Genomic DNA, 11,849 nt, shown 5'->3' on the forward strand with positions numbered 1-11,849 from the left:
GCACCGGGCAGGTCTCAGGCAGCCGCGCGTGTACCACCCCGCCTCAACCCGCAACCAGTTCCTTGTAGACGCCGCAGCCCACGTAGAGATCGTCCACCTGCTGCACGTAGGACATCTTGGTCTGCACCTTGCCGGTTGTGGGGTTGGTGATGTCGTATTCCACCCAGCCTGGCTCCCGCTCGGCCTGGCGCACGATGGCCTCCAGCAAACCCTGGCCGTCCACGCCCGGGATGTCCTGCACCCGCGTGCCGACCTTGGCCGGGTTGCCGCCGAAGGCGACATAGTGCCCCGCGCGATCCAGCGCGAAGACATACATGTCGCGGTCGTGAAACCCGCGGCTTGGGTTGGGATCGGAGGCCGTGAGGCCACGGGGGTAGGCCTCACGCGAAACCTGCTGGCGAAAGGCCACGGCCCGCCGCACCAGCGCCAGGGCTTCGTCCGCCGTGCCTTGCTGCAGGCGGAAGGTGGCCACCGCCTCGGCCAGGGTGGAAGCCCGTTCGCCCAGCTTCACGGCCTGCTCGACCGCATGCTCCACCATGGCCACATTGCTCTGAGTGATCTCATCGAGCTGCTGAATGGCCGCCGTGATCTGGGACAGCGAACTGCTCTGCGCCACGCTGGCGGCCGAGATATCGTTCATGCGGTCCGAAACGCCACGGATGCCGTCCACGATGCGTGCAATGTCGCCGCCCATGGCCCGAATCTGCGCCACGCTCTCGCCCACCTGTCCTGCCGAGGACAGGATGAGCGCTCGGATCTCGCGCGCCGCCTCGGACGAACGCTGGGCGAGCGTGCGCACCTCGGTCGCAACCACCGCGAAACCCCGCCCAGCCTCGCCCGCGCGGGCTGCTTCCACCGCCGCGTTCAGGGCCAGGATGTTGGTCTGGAAGGCGATGCCGTCGATCACGCCAATGATCTCGTTCATGCGCTGCGCGCTGCCCTGGCTGGCTTCCACCGTCTGCACCACACCAGTCATGGCCTGGGCACCACCTTCGGCGACACCGCGCACGTCGGAGGCCTGGGCCGTGGCCTGCTGCGTGGCGACGGAATTGCCTTGCACCGAGGCCGCCACCTCCTGCACGCTGGAGGCGGTTTCCTCCAGGTTCGCGGCCTGCTGCTCGGTGCGCTCGGACAGCTCGCGGCTGCTGTAGGCTAGGCTCTGGCCCGCCTGGGCCACCAGCGCCGAATTGCTGCGGATGCGCGCCACCATGGCCGATAGGCTGTTCACCATGCCACGCACGGTCTGGTCCAGGGCAGCCACTTCGTCACGGGCATCCGCACGGGTCGTGCCCGCCCCGCGGGTCACGCCACGCAAATCCCCATGCGCCGCTTGCTCCAGCATGCGCATGACACGCCGCATGTCGGCGCTCAGAGTCAGATGGAAGGACGCCATCAGGTAGAGCAAGATCGCGCCAGCCAGCACGCTGCCTTCCCAGGCCCAGGCCGTACCCGCCCCCAACCAGGGCGCCAGCACCGCCAGCAGCATGAAAAGCAGCAGCAAGAGGAATTTGCCCAGCAAGGGCAAACGTCGCATCAGGCGCGCGCCGGGAGAAAAGAAGACTCGCACAAATCCCATCCAGGCAGGAATGAAAAGACTTCCGCGCGCAGTGCCGTGCCGTCATCTAGACGGCAACGGCGCGCCAGCAGTTAGATCCATCGGTGATATCAGAAATACCACCCGAGGCAGTATAGGATGCCCCTCAGCCGCAGCGCCACGGGTTTGCCCCTAAGCTGCGTGTGCCACCTCCGGTGGCAGGCCGCTGCGCTTGATCTTGGTCAAGCCAGCGCGGCGATGACATCCGCTGGGGCTTGCACGAGTTCGATCAGCACGCCTTCGCCCGCGATCGGAAACGACTCATTGCCCTTGGGGTGCAGGAAGCAGATGTCGTGGCCCGCCGCCCCCTTGCGGATGCCGCCGGGCGCGAAACGCACGCCCTGCTCCGTCAGCCAGGCGCAAGCCTTGGGCAAATCGTCCACCCACAGACCGACGTGGTTGAGTGGCGTGGCGTGGACGGCGGGTTTTTTGTCGGGGTCCAGCGGTTGCATCAGATCGACCTCGATGGCGTGCGGACCGCGACCGATGGTGCAAATGTCTTCGTCCACGTTCTCGCTCGCACTGCGGAAGCTGCCCGTCACCGGCACCCCCAGCATGTCGACCCAGAGCGTGCGCAGGCGCGCCTTGTCCAGGCCACCGATGGCGATCTGCTGGAGGCCGAGGATCTTGAAGGGACGCTTATTCATGGTGCTGACTCCATCGGTGCTGATCGAAACCGCTCAGTTCATCTGGTCCGCGCGTTCAGGCGAATTCGATGATGGGCTGGTCGACGACCAAGGATTCGCCCTTGGTCGCCAGCACCTTGCCCACCACGCCGTCAGCGGCGGCAAACAGCACGTTCTCCATCTTCATGGCCTCGATGACCGCGACGCGTTCGCCAGCCTGCACCTTCTGACCCGGCTGCACGGCCACATCGACCAGCAGACCCGGCATGGGCGACAGCACGTATTTGCTCATGTCCGGTGGTGCCTTGTGCGGCATCAGCTTGTGCAACTCAGCCATGCGTGGCGAGATCACCAATGCCTCGATCTGAGCGCCGTTGTGCCGCAGGCATAGCGCCAGCGGGTTCTTGGCCGTGCCCCGCTCCACCTGGGTAGTAAAGGGGCGACCGTCCACCGTGCCGGCGATGATGATGTCGTTCAGGCGCGAGTTGCTGCGGATCTCGTAGTTGCGCGCACCCACCCGCACGCGGGCCACGCCGGTCTCACCCACGAATTCGTCGACGTGCACGGGCGTGTGCACATGCCGACCATCCGCAGCCAGGGTGATCACCACGTAATCACTGCCCGCGTTGACCGCGTATCCCGGCAACTGGCCCGTCAGCGTGGTGGTGCGTTCACGCGACTTGCGGCGCACGAAGGCCGCCAGCGCGACCAAGAAATCAGGGTCCTCATGCGCCACGCTGTCCGCGTTGAAGCCCTTGCCGTAGTGCTGGGCGATGAAGCCCGTGTTGAAGGCCCCCGCGACGAAATCAGGATGGGCCAGCAGCGCGGCCTGGAAGGGGATGTTGCTGCTGATGCCACGCACCACGAAACCGTTGAGCGCGGCGCGCATCTTGGCGATGGCGTCCTTGCGGTCCTTGCCGTGCACGATGAGCTTGGCGATCATCGAGTCGTAGTGCATGGGGATCTCGCCGCCTTCCTGCACGCCGGTGTCCACGCGCACGCCCTGGAGCTGCTGGGTGTTGGCCTGCCACATGGTCTGCGGCGGTGGCGTGAAACGCACCAGGCGCCCCGTGCTCGGCAAGAAGTTGCGGTACGGGTCCTCGGCATTGATGCGGCACTCGATCGCCCAGCCATCTCGCTTGACGTCCGCCTGCGTCAGCGGCAGCTTCTCGCCAGCCGCCACGCGGATCATCAGTTCCACCAGGTCCAGGCCCGTGATGCATTCCGTCACCGGGTGCTCGACCTGCAGGCGCGTGTTCATCTCCAGGAAGTAGAAGCTCTGGTCCTTGCCGACCACGAATTCCACCGTGCCCGCGCTCTGGTACTTCACAGCCTTGGCCAGGGCCACGGCCTGCTCGCCCATGGCCTTGCGCGTCGCGTCGCTGATGAAGGGCGACGGAGCCTCCTCGATCACCTTCTGGTGTCGGCGCTGGATGGAGCATTCCCGCTCATTCAGGTAGATGACGTTGCCGTGTCCATCGCCCAGCACCTGGATCTCGATGTGGCGCGGCTCCTCGACGAACTTCTCCATGAACACGCGGTCGTCGCCGAAGCTGTTGCGCGCCTCGTTGCGGCAGCTCGTGAAACCCTCGAAGCACTCCTTGTCGTTGTGGGCCACACGCAAGCCCTTGCCGCCGCCGCCCGCGCTGGCCTTGATCATCACGGGGTAGCCGATCTTCTGCGCGATCTTCACCGCCTCGTCGGGCGACTCGATGGGCGCGTTGTGGCCAGGGATGGTGTTGACCTTGGCCTCGCCGGCCAGCTTCTTGGACGCGATCTTGTCGCCCATGGCCGCGATGCTGTGGTGTTTGGGGCCGATGAAGACCAGTCCTTCGTCCTCCACGCGCTTGGCGAAGTCCTCGTTCTCGGACAGGAAACCGTAACCGGGGTGGATGGCCTGCGCGCTGGTCTGCTTGGCGGCGGCGATGATCTTGTCGGCGACCAGGTAGCTCTCGCGGCTGGGCGCCGGGCCCAGCAGCACGGCTTCATCGGCCAGCATCACATGCCGCGCGTCGCGGTCGGCCTCGGAATAGACCGCCACGGTGGCGATGCCCATCTTCTTCGCCGTCGCGATGACGCGGCAGGCGATCTCTCCACGGTTTGCAATCAAGATTTTCTTGAACATGTTCTTGTCCTGTCTCAGTGTTGACCAGCCAGCAGCGCCTTGCGCCGAGCCGTGAAATCCCACCATGGGCGGGCAGCGCCGCCATTCATGAAGTCATGCGCCGCGAGGAAAGTGTCCAGCACGCATGGATCGTGGCGTTTGCCCATGGGGTCGCGCAGTTGCTCATACGCGGCCATCGGATCCATCGTTCGCACCAGCTCAGGGGTCGCAATACCCAGGCCACGCAAATCTTCCGCCATCGACTTGCCGATGTTCGGGATATCTGTCAGCACGCGGGCCTGTTGGGCGTTCATCGCCTTGGGCATGACCAAACTCGCGCCAGAACCGTCAGAGCGGAATGTTCCCGTGCTTGCGCCACGGGTTGTCCAGTTTCTTGTCCTTGAGCATGACCAGCGAGCGGCAGATGCGCTTGCGGGTTTCATGCGGCTGGATCACGTCATCGATGTAACCGCGCGCGCCAGCGACGAAGGGGTTGGCGAACTTTTCCTTGTACTCGGCTTCGCGCGCCGCGAGCTTGGCCGGGTCGCTCTTTTCCTCGCGGAAGATGATCTCCACCGCGCCCTTGGCGCCCATCACCGCGATCTCGGCGTTGGGCCATGCGAAGTTCACATCGCCACGCAGGTGTTTGGACGCCATCACGTCGTAGGCGCCGCCATAGGCCTTGCGCGTGATGACGGTGATCTTGGGCACCGTGCATTCGGCGTAGGCGTACAGCAGCTTGGCGCCGTGCTTGATGATGCCGCCGTACTCCTGGCTGGTGCCTGGCATGAAACCGGGCACGTCCACGAAGGTGATGACCGGGATGTTGAAGGCGTCGCAGAAACGGACGAAGCGCGCGGCCTTGATGCTGCTCTTGATGTCCAGGCAGCCCGCCAGCACCAGGGGCTGATTGGCCACGATGCCCACGGTCTGGCCGTCCATGCGGGCGAAACCGATCAGGATGTTCTTGGCGTACTCGGGTTGGATTTCGAAGAAGTCACCGTCATCGACGGTCTTGACGATCAGCTCCTTCATGTCGTACGGCTTGTTCGGGTTGTCCGGCACCAGCGTGTCCAGGCCCAGCTCCATGCGGTCGATCGGGTCGCCACTCTTGCGCACCGGCGTCTTCTCGCGGTTGTTCAGCGGCAGGTAATTGAAAAGTCGGCGCAGCATCAGCAGCGCTTCCACATCGTTCTCGAACGCCAGGTCGGCCACGCCGCTCTTGGTGGTGTGCGTCAGCGCCCCGCCCAGTTCCTCGGCCGTGACTTCCTCGTGCGTCACGGTCTTGACCACGTCAGGGCCGGTGACGAACATGTAGCTGCTGTCCTTGACCATGAAGATGAAGTCGGTGATGGCGGGCGAATACACCGCGCCGCCGGCCGAGGGTCCCATGATCAGGCTGATCTGCGGGATCACGCCGGAGGCCAGCACATTGCGCTGGAAGACCTCGGCATACCCGCCCAGAGAGGCGACGCCTTCCTGGATGCGCGCGCCACCCGAATCGTTGAGCCCGATCACGGGTGCGCCGACCTTCATGGCCTGGTCCAGGATCTTGCAAATCTTCTCGGCATGCGTTTCCGAGAGCGAACCGCCGAAGACCGTGAAATCCTGGCTGTAGACGAAAACGAGGCGGCCGTTGATCATGCCGTAGCCTGTGACCACGCCGTCACCCGGCACCTTCTGCTCCTCCATGTCGAAGTCGACCGAACGGTGCTCGACGAACATGTCCCACTCCTCGAACGTGCCCTCGTCCAGCAGCACCTCGATGCGCTCGCGCGCGGTCAACTTGCCCTTGGCATGCTGAGCGTCAATGCGCTTCTGCCCTCCGCCCAGACGCGCGGCGGCCCGCTTCTTTTCCAGTTGTTCCAGGATGTCGTGCATGGTGTCCTCAGTCTGCTTGCTTGGCTCTTAACACTAGGTTTTGGTTTCTCAATCTCGGTATCAGGTGCCGGATGTTGGGTCCCTATCGGCCCAGACCTGCAGCAGCTGCCGCGCCGCCGTCGAGGCGGCCACACGCCCGGCCCGAACCTCCTCGGACAGGCCCGGCAACAGTTCCCTGATGCGCGGGTCTGCACGGAAGACCTGACGCAGACCGCTGTCGAGTCGCTCCCGCAGCCAGGCGGTGGCCTGCTGTTCGCGTCGCGCACTCAAGGCACCGTTGCCAGTTTGCAAGGCACGGAACTGGGTGACGGCGGCCCAGAACAGGTCCACGCCAGCGCCAGTCAACGCGCTCAGTTGCAGGACCTGAGGTTGCCAGATTTTCCCGCCCGTGCCCACTGGCGGATGACCCGCCTTGCCCCCCTTGTCCGCCGAGCCTCGTTGATCACCCTCGGGCTGGGCAATGCCAGGGTGTCCCGTGAAGCCGGATGAACGCTCGGGGTTGCCATGCTGCGTCAACAACCGCAGGGCCGATGTGATCTGCGCCTGGGCTCGCGTGGCTGCGGCGGCGTCCAGATCAGCCTTGTTGATGACCACCAGATCGGCGAGTTCCATGACGCCCCGCTTGATGGCCTGCAGGTCATCACCCGCGTTGGGCAGTTGCAGCAGGCAGAACATGTCCGTCATGCCATGCACCGCCGTTTCGCTCTGCCCCACGCCCACGGTCTCCACGATCACGATGTCATAACCCGCCGCTTCACAGACCAGCATGGCCTCGCGGGTCTTTTCCGCGACGCCTCCCAGGGTGCCGCTGCTGGGGCTGGGCCGGATGTAGGCTTGGTCGTGCACGGACAGTTTTTCCATGCGGGTCTTGTCGCCCAGGATGGAACCACCGGACAAGGAAGATGAAGGGTCGACCGCCAGCACTGCGACCCGGTGACCACGTGCGATGAGGTACAAACCCAGGGCCTCGATGAAGGTGGACTTGCCCACCCCGGGCACGCCACTGATGCCGAGGCGGAAGGCATTGCCCGTGTGCGGCAGCAGGGCAGTCAAGAGAGCATCGCCCTGCGCGCGGTGGTCAGCGCGCGTGGATTCGAGCAGGGTGATGGCCTTGGCGATGGCGCGGCGCTGTTGGGCCTGAGTTCCCTGCAAGATTTCGTCCAAGAAAGTTGGATGACTCACGACTCACGCCCCAGCTTCAGCCCGAACGGATGGAGTCTCAAGCCTTGGCCACCTTGCGGATCTGCCCCAACACATCCCGCGCGCTGGCCGGGATCGGCGTGCCGGGGCCATAGATGCCCTTGACGCCGGCCTCGTACAGGAACTCGTAATCCTGCTGAGGGATGACACCGCCGACGAAAACGATGATGTCATCGGATCCCTGCTGTTTCAGCGCCTCGATGATGGCGGGCACCAAGGTCTTGTGACCGGCCGCCAGCGTGGACACGCCCACGGCGTGCACGTCGTTTTCGATGGCCTGGCGCGCGCATTCCTCGGGGGTCTGGAACAGTGGGCCCAGGTCCACGTCGAAACCCAGGTCGGCGAAGGCCGTGGCCACCACTTTCGCGCCACGGTCGTGGCCGTCCTGGCCCAGCTTGGCGATCAGCACGCGCGGGCGACGCCCTTGCTGCTCGGCAAATCGCGTGATGTCCTGTTTCAGGCTGTCCCAGCCCTCGGCGTCGTCGTAAGCGGCAGCGTACACACCAGTCACCTTTTGCGTGTCGGCGCGGTGGCGCCCAAAAACCTTCTCCAGCGCGTCGCTGACTTCGCCCACCGTGGCGCGCAGGCGGATGGCGCGGATGCTGAGGTCGAGCAGATTGCCCTCGCCGCTCTCGGCGGCGGCGGTCAGCGCGTCCAGGGCCACCTGCACGGCGGCGGCATCGCGCGTGGCGCGGATCTGCTGCAGGCGCGCGATCTGCTGCTCGCGCACCTTGTGGTTGTCCACCTCCAGGATGTCGATGGCCTCTTCCGAACCCTTGGGCACCTTGTACTTGTTGACGCCAACAATCACATCTTGCCCCGAGTCGATGCGGGCCTGCTTCTCGGCGGCGGCGGCCTCGATTTTCAGCTTGGCCCAGCCAGAGTCCACCGCCTGGGTCATGCCGCCCATGGCGTCGACCTCCTCGATGATCTTCCACGCCGCGTCGGCCATGTCCTGCGTCAGCTTCTCCATCATGTAGCTGCCGGCCCAGGGGTCGACCACGCTGGTGATGTGGGTCTCTTCCTGCAAGATCAGCTGGGTGTTGCGCGCGATGCGGGCGGAAAATTCCGTGGGCAGGGCAATGGCTTCGTCGAAGCTGTTGGTGTGCAGGCTTTGCGTGCCACCGAACACCGCCGCCATGGCCTCGATGGTGGTGCGCACGATGTTGTTGTAGGGATCCTGTTCGGTCAGGCTCCAGCCACTGGTCTGGCAGTGCGTGCGCAGCATCAGGCTCTTGGGATTCTTGGCGCCGAAGTCCTTCATGATGCGGCACCACAAGGCGCGCGCCGCGCGCATCTTGGCGATCTCCAGGTAGAAGTTCATGCCGACCGCCCAGAAGAAGCTCAGACGCCCCGCGAAGTCGTCCACGTCCAAGCCCTTGGCCAGCGCGGTCTTGACGTACTCCTTGCCGTCGGCCAAGGTGAAAGCCAGCTCCAGCGCCTGGTTGGCGCCCGCCTCCTGCATGTGGTAGCCCGAAATCGAGATCGAGTTGAACTTCGGCATGTGCTTGGCCGTGTACTCGATGATGTCGCCGATGATGCGCATACTCGGCGCGGGCGGGTAGATGTAGGTGTTGCGGACCATGAACTCCTTGAGGATGTCGTTCTGGATGGTCCCAGCCAGTTGGTCCTGGCGCACACCCTGCTCCTCCGCCGCCACGACATACCCCGCGAGCACGGGCAGCACCGCGCCGTTCATGGTCATGGACACACTGACCTGATCGAGTGGAATGCCGTCGAACAGGATCTTCATGTCCTCCACCGAGTCGATGGCGACGCCGGCCTTGCCCACGTCGCCGAAGACACGGGGGTGATCACTGTCGTAGCCACGGTGGGTCGCCAGGTCGAAGGCCACGCTCACACCCTGCCCACCCGCAGCCAAGGCCTTGCGGTAGAAGGCGTTGCTTTCCTCGGCAGTCGAGAAACCCGCGTACTGGCGGATCGTCCAGGGCCGCACCGTGTACATGGTGGCCTGCGGCCCGCGCAGAAATGGCTCGAAACCCGGCAGGGTGTCCGTGTGCGGCAACCCCTGCAAGTCCCGCGCTGTGTAGAGAGGCTTGACCTCGATGCCATCGGGTGTGACCCAGTTCAGGCGCTCCAGCGCAGCGCCCTTGAGGGATTGGGCCGCCGCCTGCTCCCAGGCGGAAAGCGCCGCCGCTGGGGCAGCCTGTACGTCGGGACGGGATTCGGGACTGCGGCTCATGGTCTTGCTGTACGTACGCGCCCCAACCTGCCCGAGCGCGGTCGCTTGTGTCTCCTGGAAAGTGCCGGCGAGTTTACCCCTTGCCTCACCGCAGCCCCCGGCGCGCCTTGTTGCCTTCCCACCACTGAGAATGCTCGGATTTTCCCGAACCGAGGCACTTTTGCCGCACAAGTTACAGTCTTTTTGCATTATTCTGGCGGGTTAATTCATGGCTCAACGAGCCAGGAAGTCAGTGGACGCATTGCATTGAACCCCCACCCCGACACCCAGGCTCTGGCACAAGCCCGCGCGCAGCTGCAGCGCGAGATTGCCGAGCGCGAAGCCATCCAGGCGCGTTACGAAGCGCAAATGGCTCAGCTGCGCGCTGAGCAGGCACGACTGCGCGAGTTGGCCGAGATGAGCTCGGAGTGGTTCTGGGAAATGGACGAGGAACTGCGCTTCACGCGGGTCTACGGTGGCGGACTGCTGGTTTCTTCGGCCGCGACGGACGCCCACAATCCACTGGGCAAGCGCCGCTGGGAACTGCCGATCGCCAACGTGACCCCCGAGCATTGGAGAGAGCATCGGCACATGCTGGAGACGCGCCAACCCTTCAAGGACTTCGTCTACCAAATCCTCTCCCCGCTGACGGGCCAATTGCACTGGTGCTCCATCAGCGGCAAGCCGGTCTTTGTCGACGGCGTGTTCAAGGGCTACCATGGCATTGGGATTGACATCACCGAGCGCAAGCAGGTCGAGATGCGGGTCGAGTTCCTTGCTTATCACGACGCCTTGACAGGTCTACCCAACCGGGCCCTGCTGCAAGACCGAATGCAGCAAGCCATCGCCCAGGCCGAACGTGCCGAGGACGGCTTGGCGCTGGCCTTCATCGACCTCGACAACTTCAAGCGCATCAACGATTCCTTAGGCCACGCTGCGGGCGACGCGCTGCTGCGCGAGATCGCCTTGCGCCTGAAGGGCTGCGTGCGCGAGAGTGACACGGTGAGCCGCCAGAGCGGCGACGAATTCATCCTCGTGCTGAGCGGTGTGGATGGCGTGCAACGCTGCATTCCCACGCTGGACAAGATCATGCGCAGGCTGCAGGAGCCCATGCTTTTCGAGGGCAAGGAGATCAGCGCTTCGGCCTCCATCGGGGTGGCTTTTTACCCGCAGGATGGCGCGACCTTCGACGAGCTGCGCAAGAAGGCCGACCTGGCCATGTACCGCAGCAAGGACACGGGCCGCAACGCCTACTACTTCTACGACGAGGCGATGAACAACGACGCGGAGGAGCACCTGCTGCTGCGCAACGGCTTGCGACTCGCGATCGAACGGGGCGAATTCGTGCTGCACTACCAGCCGCAGATGGACATCCGCAGCGGCCGCTTGGTTGGCGTGGAGGCCTTGCTGCGTTGGCAGTCACCCACCTTCGGACTGGTCGAGCCGGGTCGTTTCATCCCCGTGGCCGAGGACAGCGGGCTGATCGTGCCCATCGGCGCCTGGGTGCTGGAACAGGCCTGCCGGCAGGCCCGGGCCTGGCAGGACGACGGCTTGCCGGCCCTGACCGTGGCCGTCAACCTCTCGGCCGTGCAATTCCGCCGGGACGACATGGAAGCCACCGTGGACCAGGCGCTGGCGCGCAGCGGCCTGCCCCCCCACTGCCTGGAACTCGAGCTGACCGAGTCCATCCTGCTGCAGGACGTGGAGCAGGTCCTGACCCTGGTACGGCGGTTGCGCCAGCGCGGCATGCACTTCTCCATCGACGACTTCGGCACCGGCTATTCCAGCCTGGCCTACCTCAAACGCATGGACATCGACAAACTCAAGATCGACCGCAGCTTCGTGCATGACCTGGATCAGACGGCGGACGCGGCGGCGATCGTCGAGGCCATCGTCGAAATGGCGCACAAGCTGGGCCTGCGCACCATCGCCGAGGGGGTGGAATCACCAGAGCTGCTGGACCGTCTGCGCGACATCGGCTGTGACGAGGCGCAGGGCTACCTGCACGCTCACCCCATGCCCGCACCCGAGTTCGCGCGCTACCTGCGCACCCATTTTCAGGACCGCGCCCAACCCCAGTTGGCCTGAGCCCGCACAGGCTGCAGGCAGCAAGCGCCGCCACGCCTTATGTCCCCACGGGTACACGCCCAGCGGGCCTGGTGGTGCCGAGCTATCATCGCGGGCTTTCCTCCAACGACTGCCCGCAGCACGCGGGCCAGCCCCCGTCGACAGGGAAGCCCACATTCCAGATTCCCGGCTCTC

The 11,849-nt window shown here is 64.9% G+C and carries 8 protein-coding genes; 1 reads left to right on the plus strand and 7 read right to left on the minus strand.

Annotation, left to right across the window (positions count from 1 at the left end):
* Nucleotides 1-43 precede the first annotated feature (43 nt).
* The 7 genes from AZ34_RS11160 to scpA all read right to left on the minus strand — a co-directional run bounded on the left by AZ34_RS11160 (nt 44) and on the right by scpA (nt 9,608).
* Entirely contained in the window at nt 44-1,576 is a 1,533-nt protein-coding gene (locus tag AZ34_RS11160) for a methyl-accepting chemotaxis protein (RefSeq protein ID WP_035608069.1), read from the minus strand.
* Nucleotides 1,577-1,776: 200 nt separating this feature from the next.
* Nucleotides 1,777-2,241, minus strand: a complete 465-nt coding sequence (locus AZ34_RS11165; protein ID WP_035608071.1) for a VOC family protein — start codon at nt 2,239-2,241, stop codon at nt 1,777-1,779.
* A gap of 55 nt (nt 2,242-2,296) precedes the next feature.
* Entirely contained in the window at nt 2,297-4,345 is a 2,049-nt protein-coding gene (locus tag AZ34_RS11170; RefSeq protein WP_035608073.1) for an acetyl-CoA carboxylase biotin carboxylase subunit, read from the minus strand.
* Between the two features lie 14 nt (nt 4,346-4,359).
* The gene (locus AZ34_RS11175) at nt 4,360-4,650 is read right to left on the minus strand and encodes a helix-hairpin-helix domain-containing protein (protein WP_051509711.1); all 291 of its coding nucleotides are present in this window, start codon (nt 4,648-4,650) and stop codon (nt 4,360-4,362) included.
* A gap of 22 nt (nt 4,651-4,672) precedes the next feature.
* Nucleotides 4,673-6,205, minus strand: a complete 1,533-nt coding sequence (locus AZ34_RS11180) for an acyl-CoA carboxylase subunit beta (RefSeq protein WP_035608074.1) — start codon at nt 6,203-6,205, stop codon at nt 4,673-4,675.
* A 60-nt stretch (nt 6,206-6,265) separates the two neighbouring features.
* The gene (gene meaB, locus AZ34_RS11185; protein ID WP_035608076.1) at nt 6,266-7,369 is read right to left on the minus strand and encodes a methylmalonyl Co-A mutase-associated GTPase MeaB; all 1,104 of its coding nucleotides are present in this window, start codon (nt 7,367-7,369) and stop codon (nt 6,266-6,268) included.
* Nucleotides 7,370-7,424: 55 nt separating this feature from the next.
* Nucleotides 7,425-9,608 (minus strand): methylmalonyl-CoA mutase, encoded by a 2,184-nt coding sequence (scpA, locus tag AZ34_RS11190; RefSeq protein ID WP_035608078.1) that lies wholly within the window; start codon nt 9,606-9,608, stop codon nt 7,425-7,427.
* Nucleotides 9,609-9,854: 246 nt separating this feature from the next.
* On the opposite strand from scpA, the gene AZ34_RS11195 reads away from it, so the two are divergent.
* The gene (locus tag AZ34_RS11195; RefSeq protein WP_035608080.1) at nt 9,855-11,675 is read left to right on the plus strand and encodes a putative bifunctional diguanylate cyclase/phosphodiesterase; all 1,821 of its coding nucleotides are present in this window, start codon (nt 9,855-9,857) and stop codon (nt 11,673-11,675) included.
* The last annotated feature ends 174 nt before the right edge of the window (nt 11,676-11,849 follow it).

Source organism: Hylemonella gracilis str. Niagara R, from assembly GCF_000600295.1.
GTDB lineage: Bacteria > Pseudomonadota > Gammaproteobacteria > Burkholderiales > Burkholderiaceae_C > Hylemonella > Hylemonella gracilis_A.